Origin of the sequence: Nonomuraea sp. NPDC049625, assembly GCF_040675285.1 — a bacterium.
GTDB lineage: Bacteria > Actinomycetota > Actinomycetes > Streptosporangiales > Streptosporangiaceae > Nonomuraea > Nonomuraea angiospora_A.
The window spans coordinates 235,375-258,752 of the sequence record NZ_JBFAOQ010000009.1; the positions used below are offsets into that span (position 1 = coordinate 235,375).

Below are 23,378 nucleotides of genomic sequence, written 5' to 3' on the forward strand. Positions count from 1 at the left end.
GGACCGGCTCTCGACCGGTGGGACGATCAGGAACGCAGGTAGGTCAGGACGGCGAGCACCCGGCGATGCTGGTCGCTGTCCTCCGCGTAGAGGCCGAGCTTGTTGAAGATGCTCCTGATGTGCTTCTCCACGGCCCCGTCACTGATCACGAGCTGCCGTCCGATGGCCGGATTGGACTTCCCCTCGGCCATCAGCCCGAGCACCTCGCGCTCCCGCGGCGTCAGCTGCGCCAGCGGATCGTCCTTACGTCTGCGCACCATCAACTGGGACACCACCTGCGGATCGAACACCGTCCCGCCCGCGGCCACCCGCCGCAGGCCCTCCAGGAACTCGTCCACGTCGACGACCCGGTCCTTCAGCAGGTAACCCACCGCGCCCCTGGCGTCGGCGAGCAGGTCGTCGGCGTAGGAGACCTCGACGTACTGCGAAAGGATCAGCACGGGCGCCCCGGGCACCCTGCGCCGCGCCTCCACGGCCGCCTTGAGCCCTTCGTCGGTGAACGACGGCGGCATGCGCACGTCGACCACCGACACGTCCGGCCTGTGCTCGGCGATCGCCAGCACGAGGGCGTCGCCGTCACCGACGGTCGCGACCACCTCGCAGCCGAACTCCTCCAGCAACCTGACCAGGCCCTCCCTGATCAGAACCGCGTCATCGGCCACGACTACCCGCACGGCACCTCCGCCACGATCACTGTCGGCCCGCCGTCCGGCGACTGCACGCTCAGCTCCCCGTCGACGGCGCGGAGCCGGTCGGCCAGCCCGGCGAGACCGTGTCCCTTGGCGACGTGCGCGCCGCCGACCCCATCATCCCCGATCGTGAGCATGAGGATGTCGCCGATGCGGACCAGCTGGATCGCGCAACTGGTGGCGCGGCTGTGTTTGGCCACGTTGGTGAGGGTCTCGGCGCAGACGAAGTAGAGGGCGTTCTCCACCGCCGCCTGGTAGCGCTCGGCGGTCTGCACGTCGAGATCGACGGGGACCGTGCAGCGCCCGGCCAGGGCCGCCAGCGCGGGCGCGAGGCCGCGGTCGGACAGGATGGGCGGCGCGATGCCGCGCGAGAGCGCGCGCAGCTCGTCGAGCGTCTCGCGGGTGGCGGAGATGGCCGACTTGATCGTGGCCTGCGCCGCCTCGGGGTCCTTGGCCATCTGCCGCTGCGCCCTGGACAGCTCCATGGCCAGCGAGACCAGCCGCTGCTGCGGGCCGTCGTGGATGTCGCGCTCCAGCTTGCGCAGCGCGTTGGCCTCGGCGGAGACGGCGGCGGCGCGGCCCTGGGCCAGGTCGTCGATGCGCTCCTGCAGCTCGGCCACGCCGGTCAGCAGGGCCCGGCCGAGCCCGGCACGCAGCAGCGCGGAGCCGCGCACGGCGAACGGCATGATCAGGGCGAAGACCAGGCCGAGGGAGACGTAGAAGATCGAGTTGACGCCGTAGCCGTCGCCCAGGCCGAGCAGCTCGGGCAGCTCCACGTTGCCGGGGATGCGCGAGGTGATGATGCCGTACACCGGGTAGGTCAGGCCCGCCAGCGGGAGCGCCCAGAACACCACGGTGAGCACGAACGACAGGATGGCGAACGGCAGGTTGATGATGCCGTGCAGCAGGTCCAGCCAGGACTGCCCGCTGGTCAGCGGGTTGACGGCCCGGCGGAAGCGGCCCGCTCCGGGCGGCGCGGGCTTGTAGCGGGGCCGTACGGGCGGGCGGTCCAGCACGTCGGCCAGCCAGCCGCGCTCCGCGTCGGCGAAGCCCCGGGCGGCCAGCAGCGTGCCGGCCAGCAGCGGCACGCCCAGCCACACGATCGCCGTGCCCAGGCCGGCCGCGAAGCCGGCGAGCATGATCACGAAGCCGATGACGGCCGTGGGGAAGCCGACGAGCGTGTAACGGGTGTCGAGAAGGACACGCCTCATCCGGGAGCGCATGGAATCACCGTATGGCGTGGCGGTCACCGGCACGAGCGGGTGTACGGGTGTCTGAGGGTAGGGCCAGCCCTACCCCGGAGGGTCACGTGATCTCCACCGCAAGACGGTGGTGAGCGGCAATGTGCGCGGACGCCCCCGACGGGAGCCTTGATTCATCTCCTCGTGCCTGTTGGTCGCGCTCGCACGGGGCTCCGCTGGTCACGCAAGCTACCGCTCTCCGCCCCAGGCTCACCGCTCCGTGCGAATCGAGGCTCCCCCATGACCGTCCTGCTGGACCGCCCCACCGCCGCTCCCGCGGCGCCGTCCCGCGCGGGCACCCGCACGGCGGTGCGGGACCCGTTCATCGACCTGCTGCGTGTCTTCGGCATGGCGCTCATCGTGTTCCAGCACTGGACGATCCCGGTGCTGACCTATGACGGCGGCCGGCTGACCACGGGGAACGCGCTCTCGACGCCCGGCGTGTGGGTGGTGACGTGGATCAGCCAGGTCATGCCGCTGGTGTTCTTCGCGGGCGGCGCGGCGAACGCGATCAGCTTCGCCCGGGCGGACAAGGGCGCGCAGCGGTGGCTGGCCACGAGGCTGCGCCGGCTGGCCTGGCCGCTGCTGCCGCTGGCGGCGGTGTGGATCCCGCTCCCCCACGTGCTGCTCACGCTGGGGGTGCCGCCGCAGCCGCTGGAGACGGGCGCGCGGCTGACCGGCCAGCTCCTGTGGTTCCTGGCCGTCTACCTGATCGCCGTCACGGCCACCCCGTACGCGCTGCGCCTGCACGAGCGGTACGGCCTGCGCGTCCCCGCGGCGCTGGCGGCCGGGGCGGTGCTGACGGACGTGGTGCGCTTCTCGACCGGGTTCGAGTCGCTGGGCTACCTGAACATCGTGTTCGTCTGGCTGGCGGTGCACCAGCTCGGCTTCTTCTACGCCGAGGGCCGGCTGCGGCGCCCGTGGGCGCTGGCGATCGGCGGATACGGGGCCGCGGCCCTGCTGGTGGCCTACGGCCCCTACCCGGGCAGCATGATCGGCCTGCCGGGCGCCGAGGTGTCGAACATGGCCCCGCCCACCCTGGCCATGCTGGCCGTCGGGATCGGCCAGATCGGCCTGGTCACCCTGCTGCGGCCGTGGCTGCTCCGGCTGCGCACCGGCCGCCTGCTGGCCTGGGCTAGCCCCAGGATCATGACCGTGTACCTCTGGCACATGCCGGCCCTGTTCGCGGTGACCGGCGTGGTGGTGGTCCTGCTGGGGATCGACACGCCGCGGCCCGGAAGCGCGTTCTGGCTGGCCGGGTGGCCGATCTGGTTCGGGCTGCTGTGCCTGGTCATGTGGCCGCTGCTGAAGGGGTTCCACAGGTTCGAGACGCCGCCCGCGCTGCCGTACGGGAAGGGCGGATGGGGCGGCACGCTCGCCTCGGTCGTGCTGATCGGCGGCGGGGTGCTGACGCTGACGGTGGGCGGGTTCGCGCCCGGCGGCGGGCCGTTCCTCGCGGTGCTCGCCCTGCTCGGCGGGCTGCTGCTGACGGCGCCGCGGGCACGGACCTGAAGGCACGGGCGTCAGGGCACGGGTGAGGATCGCGAAACACCGCCGTCACACGCCGTTGCGCAGAATGTGAGCCATGACGAGTATCCGCGCCCTTGCCGAAGCCGATCTGCCCGCCGTCGCCGACATCTACGCCCACTACGTGACCGGCGGCGTGGCCACGTTCGACGAGACGCCGCTCGACATCGGCCAGTGGCGGGCCAAGGCCGACGGCATCGCGGGCGCGGGGCTGCCGTTCCTGGTGGCCGAGGTGGACGGCGCGGTCGCCGGGTACGCCTACGTCGCCCAGTACCGCCCCAAGCCGGCCTACCGGCACACGGTCGAGGACACGATCTACCTGGCGCCCGCCTTCACCGGACGGGGGCTCGGGAAGCTGCTCCTCGCCGAGCTGATCAAGAAGACCGGCGAGACCCCCGCCCGCCAGATGATCGCGGTGATCGCGGACTCGGGCGACCCGGCGTCGGCCCGGCTGCACAAGGCGTTCGGATTCGAGGAGGCCGGGCGGCTGCGGGCGGTCGGATTCAAGCACGGACGCTGGATCGACACCGTGCTGCTTCAGCTCGACTTGCGATAAAGGGCCCCTGCCGGTTCGACCACACGGCAAACTTCGGCAGGATAGAGAGCGTGAGCCTACTCGTTGACCGCCTGCCCGAAGACATCGACGCCGACCCGGACGCGATCTTCGACGCGTTCGTCCAGTGGAACTCCGAGCGGGGGCTCACTCTCTATCCCGCTCAGGAGGAGGCGCTCATCGAGGTCGTCTCCGGCAGCAACCTGATCCTGGCCACCCCGACCGGGTCGGGCAAGTCGCTGGTGGCCGCGGGCGCCCACTTCGCGGCGCTGACGCGCGACCAGCGCACCTTCTACACCGCACCGATCAAGGCGCTGGTGTCGGAGAAGTTCTTCGACCTGTGCGCGATCTTCGGCACCGAGAACGTCGGCATGATGACCGGCGACGCCAGCGTCAACCCGGGCGCGCCGATCATCTGCTGCACGGCCGAGATCCTGGCGAACGTGGCCCTGCGCGACGGCGCCGGGGCCGACATCGGCCAGGTCGTCATGGACGAGTTCCACTTCTACGCCGAGCCCGACCGCGGGTGGGCGTGGCAGGTGCCGATTCTGGAGCTGCCCAACGTGCAGTTCATCCTCATGTCGGCCACGCTCGGCGACGTCTCGATGTTCGAGCGCGACCTGACCAGGCGCACCGGCCGGCCGACGTCCGTGGTCAAGCACGCCGAGCGCCCGGTGCCGCTGATCTACTCCTACCGGATGACGCCCCTGCACGAGACCCTGGAGGAGATGCTCAAGACCGGGCAGGCGCCGGTCTACGTCGTGCACTTCACGCAGGCGGCGGCGATGGAGCGGGCGCAGGCCCTGATGTCCATCAACATGGCGACGAAGGCCGAGAAGGAGGCCATCGCCACGATGATCGGGGGCTTCCGCTTCACGACGCGGTTCGGGCGGGCGCTGTCCCGGCTGGTGCGCCACGGCATCGGCGTGCACCACGCGGGGATGCTGCCGAAGTACCGGCGCCTGGTGGAGCGGCTGGCCCAGGCGGGGCTGCTGAAGGTCATCTGCGGCACCGACACCCTCGGCGTCGGCGTCAACGTGCCGATCAGGACGGTGCTGTTCACGGCGCTGTCCAAGTACGACGGCAACAAGGTGCGGCGGCTGCGCGCCCGCGAGTTCCACCAGATCGCGGGCCGGGCGGGCCGGGCCGGGTTCGACACCATCGGCTACGTCGCCTGCCAGGCCCCCGAGCACGACATCGAGAACGCCAAGGCCCTGGCCAAGATCGGCGACGACCCCAAGCGGCGGCGCGGCTACGCGCGCAAGAAGCCGCCGGAGGGGTTCGTGGGCTGGAGCGAGGAGACGTTCCAGAAGCTCCAGGAGGCCGAGCCGGAGCCGCTCAACTCCCGCTTCAAGGTCAGCAACGCGATGCTGCTCGCGGTCATCAACCGGCCGGGCGACTGCTTCCAGGCGATGAAGCACCTGCTGACCGACAACCACGAGGACCGCAAGTGGCAGCGGCGGCACATCAGCCAGGCCATCGCGATCTACCGGTCGCTGCTGGCGGGCGGCATCGTGGAGCAGTTCGCCGAGCCTGACGAGCAGGGCCGCCGGGCCAGGCTGACGATCGACCTGCAGGAGGACTTCGCGCTCAACCAGGCGCTGTCCACGTTCGCGCTGGCCGCGTTCGACCTGCTCGACCGCGAGTCGCCGTCGTACGCGCTGGACATCGTCTCGATCGTGGAGTCGATCCTCGACGACCCGCGGCAGATCCTGTCGGCGCAGCTGAAGAAGGCGCGCGGCGAGGCGGTCGCGCAGATGAAGGCCGACGGCATCGAGTACGAAGAGCGCATGGAGCAGCTGGCCGAGGTCATGTACCCGATGCCGCTGGAGGACCTGCTGCTCGGGGCCTACGAGACCTACCGGCGCGGGCATCCGTGGGTGGGCGACTACACGGTCAGCCCCAAGTCCGTCATCCGCGACATGTTCGAGCGGGCGATGACGTTCAGCGACTACATCCAGTTCTACGAGCTGACCAGGTCCGAGGGCACGGTGCTGCGCTATCTGGCCGACGCCTACCGGACGCTGTCGCGTACGGTGCCCGAGCACCTCAAGACCGACGATCTGGTCGATCTGATCGAGTGGCTCGGCGAGCTGGTCCGCCAGGTCGACTCCTCGCTGATCGACGAGTGGGAGAAGCTCACCAACCCGGCCGAGGCGCTGGAGCAGAAGGACCAGCTGGAGGCCAAGGTGCGGCCGGTCACGGCCAACCCGCGGGCCTTCCGCGTGCTGGTGCGCAACGCGATGTTCCGGCTGGTGGAGCTGTGCGCCATCGAGAAGGAGGAGGAGCTGGAGGAGCTGGCTCCCGACGTCGACTGGGGCGCGGCGCTGGACGCGTACTATGCCGACCACGAGGAGATCTTCACCGACGCCGACGCGCGCGGGCCCGCGCTGCTGCGGATCGAGGAGGAGAGCGGGCTCTGGAAGGTCCGGCAGACGATCAAGGATCCGGCCGGCGACGGTGACTGGGGCATCGACGCCCAGGTGGATCTGGCGGCCTCCGACGAGGAGGGCCGCGCGGTCCTGCACGTGACCGGCCTCACCCGGCTCTGAGGCGGACTCGGCCTCAACCGGCTCTGAGGCGGGCTCGGCCTCAACCGGCTCTGAGGCGGACTCGGCCTCAACCGGCTCTGAACAAGCCGGGAAGCTGCGCTGGGGCTGCCCCCGAAGCCCAATGCAGCCCCAGAAAATGACAAGCCGTGTGCCGGAACGGACTGGCAAGGGCGCCCCGGCACACGCCTGTCGGATCAAGTGTCCTCGGTGGAACGTCGGGGTCGTGTCATGACAATGTCCCAAGATCGAGACATTTCTCGCAATCAACAGTCGGCGATGGTGCAGACCTTGGCGAGCATGCGCTTGGTGTCGCTGGCCTGCTGCTTGAAGTCGGCCTTTGCGGGCTTGCCCCATTCGCCGGCCACGGTGTAGAGGATCAAGGCGTTCCCGCGGCGGGTCACGATGGCCCGCTCGCCGCCGACGGCGGCCTTCTTGCCCTGGTAGGCCTGGCCGGTGACCTTCAGCCCCTCGTCGCCGAGGTCCATCGCGGTGGCGGAGTAGCGGTAGCCGGACCTGGAGCAGGCGCGTACGGCGGCCTCCAGGTCGCGCAGCGCCTTGCCCGCGCCCTCGGCCGTCACGTAGAGGATCACCTGCTCGGACTTGGAGTAATCGGGCACTGCGGTGTAGGTGAGCGTCCTGGCCTGGGCGCGGCCCGACTGGGCGAGCTTGGCCTTCTGGCACGGGTTGACGACCAGGGCGGCGGACCTCTTGCCGCTGGCCGTCCAGCTCGTCTCGGGGTTGTCGTCCTTCGTGGCGGCGGCCTTCTCGTACAGCAGGAAGTTGTTCGGGATGGCGAGCGAGACCGCGACTAACAGCGCTGGGATCATGCGACAAAATGGTAGGGGTGAACGACGAAGAACTCAGGCGCGTGCTCGGGCTGCTCTATCAGGACGACACGTTACGGACCTTCGCCTCCCTGGTGCTGGGCGAGACCGATGGCCTGTCCCCCAAGGCACTGCACAAGCTCGCCGGCGGCGGCCTGGCGACGTGTGACGAGAGCGGCAAGTGGCGGGCCGCGCCCGAGCGGTTCAGGGAGCTGCTGCGGGCGCGGGCCGAGCCGGCGCAGGCGCTGAGCGCCGATGAGCGGGTGCTGCGCACGTTCCTGGTGGACGGGCGGCTGACGACCATGGGGATGCGCCGCGACAAGCGGCTCGTGGTGCTGCGCTACATCGCCACGCTGTTCGAGCCGGGCGTGCGCTACCCGGAGAAGGACGTCAACGTGACGTTGCGGGCCTTCCACGACGACTACGCGGCGCTGCGCCGCTACCTGGTGGACGAGGGGCTGCTCTCCAGGGAGGGCAACGTCTACTGGCGCAGCGGCGGGCACGTGGACATCGGCACCGTAGAGGTCTGACAGCAGAGGTCTAGCGGCGCAGGTTGCTGGTCCAGGCGTCGAGTTTGGCCTGCCAGCGCTCCGGGTCCTCCGGCCGGCCCGGCACGCCGGGCCGGGTCTGCCAGGGCAGCGGCCCCTCCTCGTGCCGGTACTCCACGCCGATCGCCTCCAGGCGGGGCAGGTGCGCCGCCAGCCGCGTGCGGAAGTCGGCCAGGTCGCGCTCGGGAGAGCTCCACACCGTCTCGGAGAAGGCCGTGAGCCGGGGGAAGGCCATGTAGTCCGCGTGCCGGGCGGAGTCGATCAGCTCCGTCCACAGGCAGCACTGCGCGCCCAGCACGCGGTCGGCCGCCGGTTCGCCGCGCAGGTCGGCGGGCACGGGCTCGAAGGCGTAGACGTCCTCCAGCGCCAGCACCGTCCCGAACGGGACCGGCTCCTCCTCCCCCGGCCCCTGCCGGTAGTCCAGGTAGAGGCTCGTGTTCGAGCAGTTGATCACGTCGTGGCCCCTTCTGGCGGCGGTCACCGCGCCCAGCTCGCCGCGCCAGGACGCGACCACCGCACCGGGCGCGAGGCCGCCCTCCAGGATCTCGTCCCAGCCGACGAGCCTGCGGCCGCGCGCCGTCAGGTAGGCGTCGAACTGGTGGATGAACCAGCTCTGCAGCTCCTCCTCGTCCCGCAGCCCCAGCTCGGCGATGCGCCGCTGCGCCGCGGGGCTGGCCCGCCACTGGTCCTTGCGGCACTCGTCGCCGCCCAGCACGATGTACGGGCTGGGGAACAGGTCGAGCACCTCGTCCAGCACGTTCTGGAAGAACTTGATCGTGCTGTCCTCGACGTTGACCACGTTGTGGCCGACGCCCCAGGTGGTGCGCACCTCCAGGGGAGCGTCCAGGTTGCCCAGCTCCGGGTAGGCGGCGATGGCGGCCTGGGTGTGGCCGGGCAGGTCGATCTCGGGGACCACCGTCACGTGCCGCGCGGCCGCATAGGCGACGATCTCCCTGATGTCGTCCTGGGTGTAGTGGCCGCCGTGCGGGCGGCCGTCCATCGGGCCGTCCCAGCCGGTCTGGCTCTCCTTGCGCCAGGAGCCGGCCTCGGTCAGCCTCGGGTAGCGGCGGATCTCGACCCGCCAGCCCTGGTCGTCGGTGAGGTGCAGGTGCAGGACGTTCAGCTTGTGCAGGGCCAGCAGGTCGATGAAGCGGAGCACGTCCCGCTTGACCATGAAGTGCCGGGCGACGTCGAGGAGGGCCCCGCGCCATCCGAACCTGGGCGCGTCCTCGACGTACGCGCCGGGCACCTCGAAGGGGCCGCCCCCGGCCTTCCTGTAGGTGGCGGGCGGCAGCAACTGCCTGAACGTCTGCGCCCCGTAGAAGGCCCCGGCGGGGCCGCCCGCGACGATCTCCACCGTGGCGCCGACGGTCAGCCGGTACGCCTCCGGCGGCAGGTCGCCGAGCGCCAGGGTGATCGTTCCCGAGCCCCCCGGCAGCAGCTCGCCACCGGTGACGGGGGCGAGCTCGCCGCGCAGCCAGGCGGCCACCTCGCCGAGCGCCGGGTCGGCGGCGAGCGAGGTCTCGCGGTCGAGAACGAACGCCCCTGGCCTGGGCTCGTGCTTGACGGGCTTGGGAACGATCAACAAAGGTAGACTCCTTACTTACAGGTGATGGCGGCGTCGGCGAAGTCGGCGTGGTCGGAGGTCGCGTTGTCGCCTCCGTTGGTCGCGACCAGCCGGACATATCTGGCGCCCTCGACGGACGCGGTGACCTTGCGGGCGGGCATGGCGCCGGTGAGCACGCCCGAGTGGGCGACCCGGCCGCCGTCGGCCCAGACCTCGAAGTCGGCCGAGCCCGCCGCGCCGACCTCGTCGTCGATCCCGGCCTGGAACTCGACGGTGGAGCAGCGCCCGGCGAGGTAGTACTCGATCTCGGCGGGCGCGTGGGCGCCGAGGCCCTTGGCGTAGGTGACGCCCTCGATGGTGATCGGCTTGCCGTCGCCGGCCGCCTTGTCACCGTTGCTGGTGTCCTTCTCGACCGGGCCGAAGTAGTTCTTGGCGCTGGTCCAGGCCACGTCGCTGAGGGAGGTCCGCCCCGGGCCCGGCGGCGTCGCGACCGTCACGACGGCCACGGCGGTCTGGGCGCCCTGGGTGAAGGTGAGCTCGTAGTTCCCCGGTGTCGCGCCGGCGGGCGGGGTGACGGCCCACTTCACGGTGAGCGTCTCGCCGCCGTCGAGCCGGCTCGCCCTGGCGGGCGTGCGCGCGGCGACCTGCCACCCGTCCGGTACGCGGGCCGCGACCTCGACGTCACGCAGCCGCGCGGTGGCCCCGGTGTTGGTGACCCGGGTGACGATCTCGCCGGCCTTGCCCGGCTCCAGCACCGAGGGCCGGTCGTCGCCGAGGAACGCGGCCGGGTCGGCCTCGAACGTCACGAGCGGCGGCGCCTGCTCGCGGCTCTCGCTCACCCGGTAGAGCAGCGCTCCGTGCGCGGGGACCTGGGCCGACAGCTCGCCCTTGGACGAGGCGACCGCGCCGCTCCACAGCTCCTCGACCCGGTAGCGCGAGCCGCCGAGCCGGGTCGCGATGGTGGCCGCCCGGTCGCTCTCGTTGAACAGCGCGATGGCCCGGTCGCCGTTGGCCAGCGGCTTGGACAGCACGTGGTACCAGCCGTCGGTCTTGACGAACGTGCCGTGGACGCCCAGCGAGTCCTGGTCGACGGCGACGACCTTGGGGTTGGCCACGACCGAGGGCGGCGCGGCGGCCGGGTCGGCCTGCAGGATCAGCGGCGCGGCGCCGACGGCCCAGAGGGTGAACTGGGCGCGGTACTCGGCCTCGGTCATCCCGCCGCGCCCGGCCTGGATCAGGTCGGGGTCGGCCCAGCTGCCCGGGCCCGCGTACTCGGCCCTGAGCTGGTTGGTCTCCCAGATGTCCACCATCGTGGCGTAGGTGTCGGGGATGGGGCGGTTGTAGACGTTCGTCCGCCAGGTGGTGGCGCCCGCGCCCTTGCCCCAGAGCCATGGCACGGTGCTGCCGTCCTCGTTGTTCATGGCGAACACGACGTCCGCGCCGAGGGCCTGGCGCATGCGGGGGTAGAGGATCTGGGCGATCTGCTGCACGTTCTGGCCGGGGAAGTCGGCGGCCGGGATGTTGCACCAGTCGTACTTGACGTAGTCGACGCCCCAGCCCTTGAGCTGCTCGGCGTCGGCGGCCTCGCTCTTGTACGAGCCGGGGCCGCCGCCGGAGCACGCCTTGGTGCCGGCCGACAGGCTGAGCCCCAGCTTCATGCCCTTGCCGTGGACGTAGTCGGCCAGGGCCTTGACGCCGCCGGGGAAGCGGGTGGCATCGGGGGCGAGGGCGCCGCCCGCGCGCTGCGCGGCCAGCCAGCAGTCGTCGACGATGACGTACCGGTAGCCGAGCGGGACGAGGGGCACGAGGGCGTCGGCGGCCTTGCGTACCGACGACTCGGAGACCGAGCAGCCGAGCGAGCGGCTGCTCCAGCCCATCGGCGGGCCGGCCGCCGCTTCGGCGGTGCCGGCCAAGGTGCCGGCTAACGGCACGAAGGGCATGGCGAGGAGGGCCGCCGTGGCGGCGGCCGTGAGGATGCGCATGGGAGTCCTGTCAGGCGGGGTTGAGTCTGGCGGCGCCCGGCTCGATGGCGAAGGAGCCGGAGGTGTAGGCGGGGGCGTACGGCTCGGTGACGCGTGACAGCGACCGGAAGTCGACCTTCATCTCCTGCTGGGTGAGCTTGGCGCGCACGTAGCCCCGGCGGCCGTTGAAGAACTTCACGTGCGGGTTCTCGTTGAGCAGCACCTGCGTGTTGGGGTATTCGTCCAGGCCGTTGCCGGCGCTCGTCACCGACGTGGTGACCAGCTCGACGGCCACGGACTTCGACTCCGGGTCCTGGTAGTCCCGCTTGACCTCGCCGGCCCAGTGGCTGTGCACGTCCCCGGTGAGCACGACGGCGTTGCGCTTGTAGGTGTCGATGGCGGCCGTCAGACGGTTGCGGGAGGCGACGTAACCGTCCCAGCCCTCGTTCGAGTAGCCCTTGCCCTCGCCGTTCGTCCAGTCCATCTCCATGAGGAAGACCTGCTGGCCGAGCAGGTCCCAGGTGGCGCGCGAGCCCTTCAGCTCGCCGTCCAGCCAGGCCTCCTGGTCGCGGCCCAGGATCGTGCGGTTCGGCTCCAGGCGGTCGAGGCAGTCGGGGCCGACGGTGCCGCTCTTGCCGGTGCACGCGTACAGGTCGCGGTACTGGCGGGTGTCGAGCAGGTGCAGGTTGGCCACCGCGCCCCAGCGGATGCTGCGGTAGAGCTTGAGCGCCGACCCGTTCGGCTTCTGGGCCCGGCGCAGCGGCATGTTCTCGTAGTACGCCTGGAAGGCGGCGGCCCGGCGGGCGAGGAACGGCGGGTCGGGCTGCTCGGGCACGTCGCCGGCCCAGGCGTTCTCGATGTCGTGGTCGTCCCACACCACGACCCAGGGGGCGATGGCGTGGGCCAGCTGCGACTCGGGGTCGGCCTTGTGCTGGGCGTGGCGTAACCGGTATCCGGCCAGGTCGAAGCACTCGCCGCCGGCCTGGTCGCGGACCGGGTACTTGTAGTCGCCGTACTCGTAGATGTAGTCGCCGAGGAAGGCGATCAGGTCGGGCTGGTCCTCGGCCATCCTGCGGTACGGCGTGAACCAGCCCACCTGGTAGTCGGCGCAGGAGGTGAACGACAGGTTCAGGGCGCGGCTGCGGGTGCCGGGGGCGGGGGCGGTGAGGGTGCGGCCGACGGGGCTGAGCTCGCCCTCGGCCTTGAAGCGGTAGAAGTACTCGGCGCCCGGCTGGAGGCCGTCGAGCTCGACGTGCACGCTGTGGGCCGCGTCGGTGCGGGCCACCTCGGCGCCGCTCCGTACGACGTGCCGGAAGTTCTCGTCCTTGGCGAGCTGCCACTGGACCGGCACCGGGCGGGCCGGCATGCCGCCGAGGCCGTCGAGGGCGACCGGGTTCATGGCGAGCCGGGTCCACAGGACCACGCCGCCGGGCGTGGGCTCGCCGGAGGCGACGCCGAGCTGGAAGGGGTCGGAGAGAGGGGCGCGCCGGACGGCCGCGCGCACGGGTTCGGCACCCAGTGCGGCGGAAATGCCCAGGCTCGCGCCCCCGGCGAACAGTGAACGCCGGGTGATCATGGGGGTCCTTACTTGACGGTGGCGTTGCCTTCGGCCACGGCCTGGTCGGCGGCGGCCTTGGGGGTGAGCTTGCCGAGGTACATCTCGTTGAAGATCTGGTTGAGCTTGGTCTCGAAGCCGGTGAAGCCGGTGGTGACCGGCAGCGGGAAGGTCGAGCCCGTGGATTCCTGCTCGAAGGGCGCGACGTCGATCTTCTTGGCCTTCCAGTAGTCGACGTAGCCCTGGCTGAGGCCGTTGAGCGCGGGGAAGACGTAGCCGCCGTCGGCCATCATCTTCTGCGGCTCCTGGGTGCCGAGGTATTCGGCCAGCTTCATGGCCTCCTTGGGGTGCTTGCTCTTGGCGTAGACGGCCTCGGCCAGGCCGTTCAGGTTGACGGAGCGGCCCTGCGGCCCCTCGGGCATGGCCGCGATGCCCATCTCGAACGTGGCCTCCGGCGCCACGAACGGCAGCAGCGCGTTGTTGGCGGGGAACATCGCGACCTTGCCCGCCTTGAACATGTCGGTGATCTTGCCGGTGGGCGGGTTCGTCTGGGTGGCGGGCGGGGCGACGTGGTGCTTGTTGACCAGGTCCACGCCGAACTGCAGCGCCTCGACCGACGCCGGGTCGTTGAAGGCGTACTTGCCGAAGGGCTTGTCGACGAGCTTGCCGCCGTTGGAGCTGACCCAGTTCATCCACTGCGTCTGGTAGTGGTTCCAGGAGGCGAAGCCGTACGTCTTGACCTTGGCGGGGTCGAAGCCCGCGTCGCCGGGGTGCTTGCCGGCCTCGTCCACGGTGAGCTTGCGCGCGGTGTCGAGCAGGGTGCCGGTGCCGTCCTTGGCCCAGGTCAGCTTGTCGGGCATCTCGACGCCGGCCTGCTTGAACAGGTCCTTGTTGTAGAGCAGGCCGACGATGCCCCAGTCCTTCGGGACGCCGTAGAGCTTGTTCTCGTAGGTGAAGGAGCCGACGACGGTCTGGTGGTACTTCGACGCGTCGACCTGGACCGGCGACAGGACGCCCTTGGTGACGTACTCGGGGAACTGGGTGGGGGTCATCCAGAAGACGTCCGGCGCGGTGCCCGCGACGACGTCGGCGGTGAGCTTCGTCCAGTACTGGTCGTACGGCAGCAGCTCGATGTTGACGTGGATGCCGGGGTTGGCCTTCTCGAAGGCCGCCATGACTTTCTCGTAGCCGACCTTCTGCTGGTCGTCCCAGAGCCGGTACGTCAACGTGACCTGATCGGACCCGCCTCCGCCGCCCGAGCCGCAGGAGGTGAGGGCGAGCAGGGCGGCGCCGAGCAGCGCCCAGCGAATCGGGGGGTTGCGCAACATTCGCTGACCTCTTCTTACTTGAGACCTGTGAGGACCACGGATCTGACGATGTGCTTCTGGAAGAAGATGAAGATGGCCACCATCGGGACCAGCGCGATCAGGCTGCCGGCCATCATGAGGTTGTAGTCGACGCCGATGCCCTGCTTGAGCGTGGCGATGGCCACCGTGATGACCTTGGTGTCGTCGCCGCTGGTGATGATCAGCGGCCAGAGGAAGCTGTTCCAGGACGAGATCACGGTGATGATCGCCAGCGTGCCGAGCGCCGGACGGCAGAGCGGGAGCATGACGCGCAGCAGGATCGTCAGCGGGCCCGCCCCGTCGATCCGCGCCGCCTCCTCCAGGCCGGCGGGCAGGGTCTTGAAGAACTGCCGCATCAGGAAGATCCCGTACGGGGTGCCGAGCACGTACGGGGCGAGCAGGCCGTACCAGGTGTTGACCAGGTCCAGCTGCCGCATGATCAGGAACAGCGGGATCATGGTGACGGCGCTGGGCACCATCATCGTGGCCACGAACAGCCAGAACAGCGCGTCCCTGCCCCTGAACCGGAGCCGGGCGAACGCGTACGCGGCGAACGTGGTGAACACCAGCTGCCCGGCCGTCAGCAGCGCCGTCATCACGGCCGTGTTGAGCAGGTAGCGGGGGAAGTCGCCGGCCAGCATCTTCGTCAGGTTGTCCGTGGTCGGCGGCAGCCCCGGCAGCCACGGGGCCGTCTCGCTGAGCTGCCCCTGCGTCTTGAACGCGGTCAGGACCACGAGCAGGTATGGGAAGACGGAGACGAACGCACCGATGGCGAGCACGGCGTACAGGAAAATTCGCTTGGCCACGAGTCTCTCAGCTCAGGTCGTAGGTGGTGCGCTTGCCGAAGAACCTGACCTGCGCCATCGTCACCAGGAAGATGATCAGGAAGAGCAGCGTCGACAGCGTGGCCGCGTAGCCGAAGTCGAACTCCTTGAACGCGGTCTGGTAGATCCGGAAGTTCAGCACCTCGGTGGTGTGGCTGGGGCCGCCGTCCGTCATCGCGAACACCGTGTCGAACACCTGGAAGGCGCCGATCAGGTTCGTCACGCTGACGAAGAACATCGTGGGGTTGAGCAGCGGCAGCGTGACCCGCCAGAACCGCTGGGCCGGGGTCGCGCCGTCGGTCTCGGCCGCGTCGTGCAGCTCCTTCGGGATGCCCTGCAGGCCGGCCAGGAAGAACAGCATGTTGTAGCCGGTGTACTGCCAGACGCTGACCAGCGCGACGGCGGGCAGCGCCCACGCGGGGTCGGACAGCCAGTCGGGGCCGGTGACGCCGACGAGCGCGAGCGCGCTGTTGATGGCGCCCTCGCGGGGGTCGAAGATCCAGTTCCAGATCAGGGCGAGGACGATGGGCGTGGCCATCCAGGGGACCACGAAGAGCGAGCGGTAGAACCTGACGCCCTTGACACGCTGGTTGAGCAGCATGGCGAGGGCCAGGGCGAGCACGGTCTGGAGCGGGATGCACAGCAGCACGTACGCGACCGTCACCCCGAGCGAGTGCCACGCCTGCCCGTCCCCCGCCAGGCGGCGGTAGTTGTCCAGCCCGACGAACTCGGGGGACGAGAGCAGCTCCCAGTCGAAGAGGCTGAGAACGAGCACGATGAGCATCGGCAGCAGGAGGAACGCGATCACCCCGAAGAGGCTGGGGGCGACGAAGAGGTAGGCGTGCCAGCCGCTCCCCCGCCTCTTGGCCACCTTGACGTCCGCCACCAGGCTGCTCCGCGCGATGTGGGTGGTCACGAGGGGTCCGTCGCCGTCGGGACCATGAGGCGCCTGGTCGTCTCCAGGCCCCAGTCGTCCAGCGCCGCGATCGGGTCGCTCGACCCGCGCAGGCCGCCCGTGCCGGCGATGTGCGCGGCCCACTCCTCCCGCGCCTCCACCTCGGGGCGCAGGATGATGCAGTCGGGGTCGTTCACCCACCAGCGGGCGTGCAGGAACTCGCGGGCCGCGCCGGTGAGCCGGGCGCCGAGCTGGGACGGCTGGCTGATGTCACCGGACTTGGGCTGCAGGGTCGGCGCGATGTCCGGGCTGACCCGCATGACGTCGACCAGGCCGATGCTGGGCAGCATGGGCGCGCCGCACCCGTGCAGGGTGGCGTCCGCGCCCGCGCCCCGGCGGATCAGCTCCAGGCCCCGCCGGTACGCGGCGATCGGGTCGAGGTCCTCGTGCCGCCCGCCCGCGAGGGCTCCCGCGTAGATGAAGTCGAGCTTGAAGTGGCTGATGCCCATGGCGCTGAACGTGCGGAAGACGTTCACGAGATGCTCGGCCGCCTCCGGGTTGGTGACGTCGAGCACGGCCAGCTCCTGGTCCCACATGCGCCCGGCGTACGCGTCCCTGACCAGCCAGTCGGGGTGCTCGCGGAAGATCCGGCTGCGGTGGCCGACAAGGAACGGCGCGGTCCAGATCCCGGCCCGCCGCCCGGCGCCCGTGACGGCGTCCACGGCCCGCGCCAGCGAGCCGAACTCCGGCCGTCCCTCCAGCCAGTCGCCGATCTCGGCCTCGTAGCCGTCGTCGACGAGGAACATGTCGGCGCCCAGGCCGAGGCGTTCGGAGCGCTGGAGGTTCTCGATGACGTCGGCGTCGGTGACCTTGTCCCAGTAGCCGTACCAGGTGCACCACATGGGCGGGACGGCTGGGAACGTCCGCTTCTCCGTCATGGTGTCCGCCCAGTCGCGCAGGGCCTGGTCCAGGCCGCCTTCGGCGCGGTGGTGGCGTACCGGGCCGTCGGCGGAGATCACCAGACGGCCGCCCTCTTCACGCGCCCTGATCGAGGGCACCTGGAGGGGGCTCGGCGCGGACCAGAGCTCGACGGAGCCGTCGCCCGGCTCGACGGCCAGCAGCCCTTCGCCCTGGAACACCCCCCGGGGGATGGGGGTCTCGGGGCGGTAGGCGAGGATCTGGATGGTCTCGTCGGCGGGCCGGGGCGGAGCGTCCGTCAGGCGGTACGCGCCGGTGGGGCTCCACGACTGCCAGCCGTGCTCGAACACCCGCGCCTCGCCAGGGCCGCACCTGATCTCGCCGATGTCTTCGAACGACATCCTCAATCCTCTCGACTTACGAAGGAGCGCTTCATTAGTAGCACCGGCGCTCCGGCGGGGTCAATGACGGATTTTTGCCGCAATAACAGGAGGTGGAGGCGGCGCGTACAGCCGTCAATCGCTGGCATAATCTCTGGTTACAGAGGAGACCTACTTAAGGACGGCGATGGCGGACGTTCGCGGCGGCGACCTGTCCCGGCTGCGGCAGCTCAACTCGCTGACGGCCATCCGGGAGCTGCGCAGGGCGGGGCCGCTCACCCTGTCGGCGCTCGCCGAGCGCACCGGCCTGTCCCGGCCGTCCATGAAGGAGGTCACCGACGAGCTCATGGGCCTGGGCTGGGTGGAGGAGGTGCCGCCGAGCCCCGGCACGATGGGCCGGCCGGCCCGCCGCTACCGCTTCCGCGCCGACAGCGGCTACCTGGTCGGGGTGGACATAGGGGGTCACAACATCCGCGCCGCCCTGTCCGACCTGGACGGCGAGATCCTCGCCGAGACCCGGCAGCCGGTGCTGCCCGACGACCCGATCGAGGAGCGCCTGGCGGCGATCGAACGCGCCGTCTCCGGCTGCCTGGCGCTCAGCCGTACGTCGGTCTCCGACCTGTGGATGATCTCGGTCGGCACGGTCGGCGTGATCGACGTCGAGGGGCGCGTCATCTACTCGGCCGCCGTGCCCGCCTGGCGCGACCTCGACCTCGCGGGCAAGCTGCGCGAGATGTTCCCCTGCCAGATCCTCATCGAGAACGACAGCCGCCTGGCCGCCATGGCCGAGACCCGGCGCGGGGTGGCCAAGGGCGCCAGGGACGTGGTGTTCATGCACGTCGGCCGGCGCATGGGAGCCGGGTTGATCATCGGCGGGAAGGTGCACAGGGGGTTCGGGGCGGCGGCCGGGGAGATCTCCATGCTGCCCGAGGCCCGCTGGTACGACCCCGCCGAGCACCTCAACACCTGCCCGTCCCTCCCCGAGGGCACGCCGCCCGAGGACGCGGCCGGCTGGACGCTGGCCGCCGCCCGCAACGGGGACCCGGTGGCGCTCGCCGCCGTCGAGCGGTACGTGGACGACCTCGCGGTGGGCACGGCCGCGATGGTGCTCATCCTGGACCCGCAGATGGTGGTGCTGGGCGGCGGCTTCTCCCGCTCCTCCGACGTGCTGCTGGGGCGGCTGCGGGAGCGGTTGGAGCGTACGTGCATGCGGATGCCGGAGGTGCGGGCGTCGACGCTGGGGGACGAGTGCGTGGTGGTGGGGGCCATCGACTACGCGGTCGACCACCTCGACGACCAGCTCTTCACCCCCGACAGAGGCCCCCTCCCGTTCACCCGCTGACGCCCTTGGGTCAGGAGGGCGGGCGGCGGCGGGCGCGGTAGTCGCGGGGTGGCAGGCCGTACTCGCGGCTGAAGGCCCGGCTGAAGTGGAACGGGCTGACGAAGCCGGACGCCGCCGCCACCTGCCCCACGTCCAGGTCCGTCACCTCCAGCAGGCTCGCGGCGTGCCGTACCCGCGCCTCGCGGACCGCCCGCATCGGGCTGCGCCCGGTCTCGGCGGCGAACAGGTGGGCGAAGCGGGACGGCGAGAGCGCGACGGCACGCGCCAGCGAGGCGACCGAGTGCGCCGCTCCGGGCTCGGCGGCGATGAGCGCGAGCGCCCGGCGTACCCGCTCGTCGCCCTCGTCCGGCCGCCGCGCCCCCTCGGGCCGGGCGGAAGCGGTGGCCAGGACGATCGCCTCCTCGACGGCCCCCAGCACCAGCTCACGCACCGGCCCCGACAGGACGACGGCGGGCAGCCGCGCCTCGGCGGAAGCCGCCACGGGCGGGTACACGTCGGGCAGGGGCGCGGCCGGCACCCACCGGGCGTCCTGGAGCGCGCGCTCGAACGCCAGCCCCATCCGCCCGCGCACGCCCACCGGCACGCCCCCGACCAGATGGCACCCGTCGCCCCGGGCGAACGGCCCCAGCCAGGCCGCCCACGAGGGCCGGGGCTGGAAGTGCACCCACCAGAACCGCCACCGCCCCGCGCCCGGCAGCACCCGGTAGTACTGCGACACCCCGGACCCGAGCACCGCCAGGTCCCCCGCCCGGACCTCGAACGACGCGCCGCCCTGCGCCACGAACCCCGCCCCCGCCTCCGTCCACAGCAGCAGCCAGCTCGGCGACCCGGCGGGACGGCGGGTGGCGTACCCGGGCGCATTGTCGTAGTGGCCGACGATCGTCAGCTCGGCAGCAGGAACAGACATGTCCTCAGCGGTCACAGGCATACCGTTCCACGATCCCGGTCTCTAGCGTGGGAAACATGAGGCTCAACGACTTCCACGATCAGGGGTACTTGCTGGTGCCCGGTCTCCTCGCCCCGGAAGAGGTGGCCGAGCTGCGCGACGCGTTCATGGCGCTGCACGCCAAGGGGCCGATCCCGGGTCACTTCGCGCCGCAGCCGCAGGAACCCGGCCGGCCGTACGACATCCTCCGTGACTACCCGCGGATCATGCACCCTCACCAGGTGAACGACCTGGCCCTGCGGTATCTGCTCGACACGCGCATCGCCGCGATTCTCCGCGACATCCTAGGAGAGGAGCCGATAGCAGCCCAGAGCATGTTCTACTTCAAGCCGCCGGGCGCCAGGGGCCAGGCGTTGCACCAGGACAACTTCTACCTCCGGGTCGAGCCGGGCACGTGCGTGGCCGCATGGGTGGCGCTCGACAAGGTGGACCGGGCCAACGGCGGCCTCGAGGTCGTGCCGGGGACGCACCTCATGGACCTGTTCTGCCCGGAGGAGGCGGACCAGGACATCTCCTTCACCAGGGAGTACGTGCCGCCGCCGCCCGGCCTGACGAAGGTGCCGGTGGACATGGAGCCCGGGGACGTGCTGTTCTTCAACGGCAGCCTGGTGCACGGCTCGGAGCCGAACAGCACGGCCGACCGCTTCAGGCGCAGCTTCATCTGCCATTACGTGGGCCGCTCGGCCGAGCGGATCGCCGAGTACTACCCGACGCTCACGATGTCGGGCGAACCCGTCCGGCTGGAGACGTCCGTGGGCGGCGGCCCCTGCGGCACCGAGATCACCGGCCCCCACTAAGCCGCGTACCCGCGGAAGAGGTCAACCGCCGGAGATGTCGGACTCCGCGTCGCCTTCGGGGATCACGCAGTCCCAGGGGTCGTCCAGCCACCCGTCCGGCAGCAGCACCTTGGTCCGCTCACCCGACTTCCCGCGAGGCGTGTCGGTGTTCGGCGGCCACGGCTGGTCGTGCTCCAGCTTCGCCAGCCCCTCGCGCAGCCCGTCGAGCGACTCGGCCGTGGCCAGCTCCCGTCGCAGCTCGCTCCCGACCGTGAACCCCTTCAGATACCACCCGACGTGCTTGCGGAAGTCGGCGACCGCGTACCGCTCGATGTCGAAGCACTCGGTCAGCCCTTCGGCGTGCCTGGCCATCACCTCGGCGACCTCGCCGAGCGTGGGCCGGGCCCGCTCGGGGCTGCCGTTGAACGCGTTCTCCAGGTCCTTGAACAGCCACGGCCGCCCCAGGCAGCCCCGCCCGACCACCACGCCGTCGCACCCGGTGCGCGCCACCATGCGCAGGGCGTCGTCGGCGCACCAGATGTCGCCGTTGCCCAGCACGGGAATCTCCGGCACGGCCTCCTTCAGCCGGGCGATGGCCTCCCAGTCGGCCACTCCCCCGTAATGCTGCTTGGCCGTGCGGGCGTGCAGCGCGATCGCCGCGACGCCCTCCTCGGCCGCGATCCGCCCCGCGTCGAGATACGTCAGGTGATCGTCGTCGATCCCCTTGCGCATCTTCATCGTGACGGGCAACGACCCCGCGTTGGCCACCGCCTCCCGCAGGATCCGCCGCAGCAGATTCCTCTTGTACGGCAGCGCGGACCCGCCCCCGCGCCTGGTCACCTTGGGCACCGGGCAGCCGAAGTTCAGGTCGACGTGATCGGCCAGGTCCTCCTCGGCGATCATCTTGACCGCCCGCCCCACGATGTCGGGATCCACCCCGTACAGCTGGATGCTCCTGGGCCGCTCCGACTCCGCGAACCTGATCATCCGCAGCGTCTTCGGGTTACGCTCGACCAGCGCGCGCGTCGTGATCATCTCGCAGACGAACAGGCCCGCGCCCTGCTCCCTGCACAGCACCCGGAACGGCGCGTTCGTGATGCCCGCCATCGGCGCCAGCACCACGGGCGGCCAAACCCCAATCGGCCCAATCTTCACTCCGTCAGTTGTAGCGCAGGTCAGGTCGTAACCGGTATTCGTAAACGTCACGTTGCCACCCGCGCATCGCTCACACGTTCTACCCGCACAGGCCAAAGCCTGGTAATCTCATGGTCACTCAGGGTGAGCGCCCACGCCTCCCCGCCCAGGTGGGCAACGATCCCAGCCGGGTATGCCTGACGCAGGATGGCTAAGCTGATCAGAGACGTTGTTATTCGCATCTTGAGCGGAGAGAGGACGGATGCTTCTTCGCGTACGGGTGGCGCTGCCCGACAAGCCGGGTTCGCTCGCACAGGTGACCAAGGTCCTGGGGGCGTCGGGGGCCGACATCACGCAGGTGACCGTGCTCGACCGGGGCGCCGGCCAGGCCGTTGACGACATCACGGTCTTCTGCGCGGAGAGCACGCCCAGGCAGTCGCTGGTCAAGAGCCTGGAGACGGTGGAGGGCGTGGCGGTCGAGGGCATCTGGACCACGCGGGAGGCTCCAGGCACGTACCCTGAGCTGGAGATTCTCAAGTACATCACCACGGCGGGTGACCGCGCGCTCACCACGCTCGTCGACTCGCTCCCGGTCCTGTTCAGCGCCGACTGGGCCGCCACGACCGCCGAGCGGCGCGTCCTGTACGCCAGCTGGCGCGCCCCGAAAGACCTGATCGTCCCGGAGGAGACCCCGTCCCGCCCGACGGCCGTCACCCTGGAGGAGGGGCTGCACGTCATCCACGCCCCGCTGCCGCCTCTGGCCCTCTCCCTCCTCCTGGCCCGCTCGGAAGGCCCCGCCTTCCACCGCATCGAGGTCCACCGGCTCACCCGCATCCTGGAGATCTTCCTCAGCCTGCCCGCCACCGAGCGGAGCGTGGCCCGCCAGCTCCGCAAATAGGCGCACTCCACCGCTACGCGTAACCATCCGGTCGGCGAACGCGCTAGAGTTGTCGAGGCAGCAACGCGGAAGTGGCTCAGTGGTAGAGCATCACCTTGCCAAGGTGAGGGTCGCGGGTTCGAATCCCGTCTTCCGCTCGGAGAGATTCGACTCGGTGGCGTGGCCGAGAGGCGAGGCAGCGGCCTGCAAAGCCGTCCACACGGGTTCAAATCCCGTCGCCACCTCCACGGACGATTAGCTCAGCGGGAGAGCGCTTCCCTGACACGGAAGAGGTCACTGGTTCAATCCCAGTATCGTCCACCAGTTCAAGAGTTAAGCCCCAGCTCACGGCACATGCCGAGAGTCTGGGGCTTCTTGTTGTCCTCGGTTGATCATGGTTGCCGTCAGCACCGGTGCTGACGTCTGGCCCAGCTTCATCCACTACGACCGCTCCATCACGCTCAGCTCGCTGTCGGCTCGACGCTCTTTTGATCGGCCGGAGCGACCTTGAGGCCCTCACCTTCGACGGCTTCGTCGTTGCCGTCATCCCGTGGGACGAGCGCCCGTGCAAGTTCCGTGACCTTGTCGAACAGGGCAAGAACGAACTCACGCCCCTCCGACCGCCAGATCAGGATGGGCAACGCCGGCGCCATTATGGTGACAAGCGGGATGAGGAGAAGAACCAAGAGCGCGCCGAGCGCCACTCGCTGCCAGGTTGCGTTTAGAACGATCATCTGCGATCCCGGTCCACGGTCCGTTGGGTCACTTCCCAGACGCTTGCGCGTCTTCCCCCCATGACCGCGTGTCCGCCAGCACGGGCATCGCGGATGATCCAGCCGCTTCGTCGGCCCTGAGTGACCATCCCCGCAGCACATCACTCTGGATCGCTTCGCCAAAAAACACTAACCGTCCGCTCCGAACTG

General features: G+C 70.4%; 20 protein-coding genes and 3 tRNA genes. 10 read left to right on the forward strand and 13 right to left on the reverse strand.

What is annotated here, in order from left to right:
- Positions 1–26: 26 nt before the first annotated feature.
- Both AB0J87_RS35560 and AB0J87_RS35565 read right to left on the reverse strand, forming a co-directional pair.
- Positions 27–674, reverse strand: a complete 648-nt coding sequence (locus AB0J87_RS35560; RefSeq protein ID WP_350727058.1) for a response regulator transcription factor — start codon at positions 672–674, stop codon at positions 27–29.
- Complete coding sequence (locus AB0J87_RS35565; protein ID WP_350727057.1) at positions 665–1,900, reverse strand: sensor domain-containing protein; 1,236 nt, start codon at positions 1,898–1,900, stop codon at positions 665–667. Before AB0J87_RS35565 ends, AB0J87_RS35560 begins: the two co-directional genes overlap by 10 nt.
- Before the next feature lie 270 nt (positions 1,901–2,170).
- Here AB0J87_RS35565 and AB0J87_RS35570 point away from each other — a divergent pair, with 270 nt between their 5' ends.
- From AB0J87_RS35570 to AB0J87_RS35580, 3 genes are all read left to right on the forward strand, one after another.
- Positions 2,171–3,442, forward strand: a complete 1,272-nt coding sequence (locus tag AB0J87_RS35570; RefSeq protein ID WP_363972319.1) for an acyltransferase — start codon at positions 2,171–2,173, stop codon at positions 3,440–3,442.
- A gap of 73 nt (positions 3,443–3,515) precedes the next feature.
- Positions 3,516–4,013 (forward strand): N-acetyltransferase family protein, encoded by a 498-nt coding sequence (locus tag AB0J87_RS35575; protein ID WP_363972322.1) that lies wholly within the window; start codon positions 3,516–3,518, stop codon positions 4,011–4,013.
- A 41-nt stretch (positions 4,014–4,054) separates the two neighbouring features.
- Positions 4,055–6,562 carry a DUF3516 domain-containing protein gene (locus AB0J87_RS35580; RefSeq protein WP_355198584.1) on the forward strand — a complete coding sequence of 836 codons (2,508 nt, stop codon included), beginning with the start codon at positions 4,055–4,057 and terminating at the stop codon, positions 6,560–6,562.
- A 263-nt stretch (positions 6,563–6,825) separates the two neighbouring features.
- Here the strand turns inward: AB0J87_RS35580 and AB0J87_RS35585 are convergent, their stop codons facing one another.
- Positions 6,826–7,389, reverse strand: a complete 564-nt coding sequence (locus AB0J87_RS35585) for a hypothetical protein (RefSeq protein ID WP_363972324.1) — start codon at positions 7,387–7,389, stop codon at positions 6,826–6,828.
- 17 nt (positions 7,390–7,406) lie between these two features.
- Here AB0J87_RS35585 and AB0J87_RS35590 point away from each other — a divergent pair, with 17 nt between their 5' ends.
- Entirely contained in the window at positions 7,407–7,916 is a 510-nt protein-coding gene (locus tag AB0J87_RS35590; protein WP_355198256.1) for a DUF2087 domain-containing protein, read from the forward strand.
- 10 nt (positions 7,917–7,926) lie between these two features.
- Here the strand turns inward: AB0J87_RS35590 and AB0J87_RS35595 are convergent, their stop codons facing one another.
- Genes AB0J87_RS35595 through AB0J87_RS35625 form a run of 7 tightly spaced genes read right to left on the reverse strand, consistent with a single transcriptional unit; the run spans position 7,927 to position 17,401 of the window.
- Entirely contained in the window at positions 7,927–9,516 is a 1,590-nt protein-coding gene (locus AB0J87_RS35595; RefSeq protein ID WP_363972921.1) for a beta-N-acetylhexosaminidase, read from the reverse strand.
- Positions 9,517–9,533: 17 nt separating this feature from the next.
- Positions 9,534–11,483 (reverse strand): NPCBM/NEW2 domain-containing protein, encoded by a 1,950-nt coding sequence (locus AB0J87_RS35600; protein ID WP_363972328.1) that lies wholly within the window; start codon positions 11,481–11,483, stop codon positions 9,534–9,536.
- 10 nt (positions 11,484–11,493) lie between these two features.
- Positions 11,494–13,038 (reverse strand): alkaline phosphatase D family protein, encoded by a 1,545-nt coding sequence (locus AB0J87_RS35605; protein ID WP_363972330.1) that lies wholly within the window; start codon positions 13,036–13,038, stop codon positions 11,494–11,496.
- A gap of 8 nt (positions 13,039–13,046) precedes the next feature.
- Positions 13,047–14,345 (reverse strand): sugar ABC transporter substrate-binding protein, encoded by a 1,299-nt coding sequence (locus AB0J87_RS35610; protein ID WP_363972333.1) that lies wholly within the window; start codon positions 14,343–14,345, stop codon positions 13,047–13,049.
- A 14-nt stretch (positions 14,346–14,359) separates the two neighbouring features.
- Positions 14,360–15,169, reverse strand: a complete 810-nt coding sequence (locus AB0J87_RS35615; protein ID WP_363972336.1) for a carbohydrate ABC transporter permease — start codon at positions 15,167–15,169, stop codon at positions 14,360–14,362.
- Between the two features lie 7 nt (positions 15,170–15,176).
- Positions 15,177–16,103 (reverse strand): sugar ABC transporter permease, encoded by a 927-nt coding sequence (locus AB0J87_RS35620; protein ID WP_350727049.1) that lies wholly within the window; start codon positions 16,101–16,103, stop codon positions 15,177–15,179.
- Positions 16,100–17,401: a glycoside hydrolase family 36 protein gene (locus AB0J87_RS35625; protein ID WP_363972341.1), complete on the reverse strand. Its 1,302-nt coding sequence runs from the start codon at positions 17,399–17,401 to the stop codon at positions 16,100–16,102. Before AB0J87_RS35625 ends, AB0J87_RS35620 begins: the two co-directional genes overlap by 4 nt.
- A 166-nt stretch (positions 17,402–17,567) precedes the next feature.
- Here AB0J87_RS35625 and AB0J87_RS35630 point away from each other — a divergent pair, with 166 nt between their 5' ends.
- Positions 17,568–18,722 (forward strand): ROK family protein, encoded by a 1,155-nt coding sequence (locus AB0J87_RS35630; protein WP_363972344.1) that lies wholly within the window; start codon positions 17,568–17,570, stop codon positions 18,720–18,722.
- Between the two features lie 10 nt (positions 18,723–18,732).
- Here the strand turns inward: AB0J87_RS35630 and AB0J87_RS35635 are convergent, their stop codons facing one another.
- A complete protein-coding gene (locus tag AB0J87_RS35635; protein WP_363972347.1) occupies positions 18,733–19,629 on the reverse strand; it encodes a helix-turn-helix domain-containing protein in 897 nt (298 codons plus the stop codon).
- 56 nt (positions 19,630–19,685) lie between these two features.
- Between AB0J87_RS35635 and AB0J87_RS35640 the strand changes: the two genes are divergently transcribed.
- The gene (locus AB0J87_RS35640; protein WP_363972350.1) at positions 19,686–20,465 is read left to right on the forward strand and encodes a phytanoyl-CoA dioxygenase family protein; all 780 of its coding nucleotides are present in this window, start codon (positions 19,686–19,688) and stop codon (positions 20,463–20,465) included.
- 21 nt (positions 20,466–20,486) lie between these two features.
- Here the strand turns inward: AB0J87_RS35640 and dusB are convergent, their stop codons facing one another.
- Positions 20,487–21,650, reverse strand: a complete 1,164-nt coding sequence (dusB, locus tag AB0J87_RS35645) for a tRNA dihydrouridine synthase DusB (protein WP_363972353.1) — start codon at positions 21,648–21,650, stop codon at positions 20,487–20,489.
- 190 nt (positions 21,651–21,840) lie between these two features.
- On the opposite strand from dusB, the gene AB0J87_RS35650 reads away from it, so the two are divergent.
- From AB0J87_RS35650 to AB0J87_RS35665, 4 genes are all read left to right on the forward strand, one after another.
- Complete coding sequence (locus tag AB0J87_RS35650) at positions 21,841–22,476, forward strand: ACT domain-containing protein (protein ID WP_355198235.1); 636 nt, start codon at positions 21,841–21,843, stop codon at positions 22,474–22,476.
- 65 nt (positions 22,477–22,541) lie between these two features.
- A tRNA-Gly gene (locus AB0J87_RS35655) sits at positions 22,542–22,613 on the forward strand.
- A 16-nt stretch (positions 22,614–22,629) separates the two neighbouring features.
- A tRNA-Cys gene (locus AB0J87_RS35660) sits at positions 22,630–22,703 on the forward strand.
- Between the two features lies 1 nt (position 22,704).
- A tRNA-Val gene (locus AB0J87_RS35665) sits at positions 22,705–22,779 on the forward strand.
- 137 nt (positions 22,780–22,916) lie between these two features.
- Here AB0J87_RS35665 and AB0J87_RS35670 read toward each other — a convergent pair.
- Positions 22,917–23,189: a hypothetical protein gene (locus AB0J87_RS35670; RefSeq protein ID WP_363972357.1), complete on the reverse strand. Its 273-nt coding sequence runs from the start codon at positions 23,187–23,189 to the stop codon at positions 22,917–22,919.
- Positions 23,190–23,378: the final 189 nt, after the last annotated feature.

What these genes read in the sequence shown, in the direction of transcription:
- AB0J87_RS35610 (WP_363972333.1), bottom strand. Translation starts at nt 14,345, where the DNA reads ATGTTGCGCAACCCCCCGATTCGCTGGGCGCTGCTCGGCGCCGCCCTG.
- AB0J87_RS35650 (WP_355198235.1), top strand. Translation starts at nt 21,841, where the DNA reads ATGCTTCTTCGCGTACGGGTGGCGCTGCCCGACAAGCCGGGTTCGCTC.
- AB0J87_RS35625 (WP_363972341.1), bottom strand. Translation starts at nt 17,401, where the DNA reads ATGTCGTTCGAAGACATCGGCGAGATCAGGTGCGGCCCTGGCGAGGCG.
- AB0J87_RS35630 (WP_363972344.1), top strand. Translation starts at nt 17,568, where the DNA reads ATGGCGGACGTTCGCGGCGGCGACCTGTCCCGGCTGCGGCAGCTCAAC.
- AB0J87_RS35640 (WP_363972350.1), top strand. Translation starts at nt 19,686, where the DNA reads ATGAGGCTCAACGACTTCCACGATCAGGGGTACTTGCTGGTGCCCGGT.
- AB0J87_RS35570 (WP_363972319.1), top strand. Translation starts at nt 2,171, where the DNA reads ATGACCGTCCTGCTGGACCGCCCCACCGCCGCTCCCGCGGCGCCGTCC.
- AB0J87_RS35670 (WP_363972357.1), bottom strand. Translation starts at nt 23,189, where the DNA reads ATGATCGTTCTAAACGCAACCTGGCAGCGAGTGGCGCTCGGCGCGCTC.
- AB0J87_RS35605 (WP_363972330.1), bottom strand. Translation starts at nt 13,038, where the DNA reads ATGATCACCCGGCGTTCACTGTTCGCCGGGGGCGCGAGCCTGGGCATT.
- AB0J87_RS35635 (WP_363972347.1), bottom strand. Translation starts at nt 19,629, where the DNA reads ATGTCTGTTCCTGCTGCCGAGCTGACGATCGTCGGCCACTACGACAAT.
- AB0J87_RS35575 (WP_363972322.1), top strand. Translation starts at nt 3,516, where the DNA reads ATGACGAGTATCCGCGCCCTTGCCGAAGCCGATCTGCCCGCCGTCGCC.
- AB0J87_RS35565 (WP_350727057.1), bottom strand. Translation starts at nt 1,900, where the DNA reads ATGAGGCGTGTCCTTCTCGACACCCGTTACACGCTCGTCGGCTTCCCC.
- AB0J87_RS35585 (WP_363972324.1), bottom strand. Translation starts at nt 7,389, where the DNA reads ATGATCCCAGCGCTGTTAGTCGCGGTCTCGCTCGCCATCCCGAACAAC.
- AB0J87_RS35600 (WP_363972328.1), bottom strand. Translation starts at nt 11,483, where the DNA reads ATGCGCATCCTCACGGCCGCCGCCACGGCGGCCCTCCTCGCCATGCCC.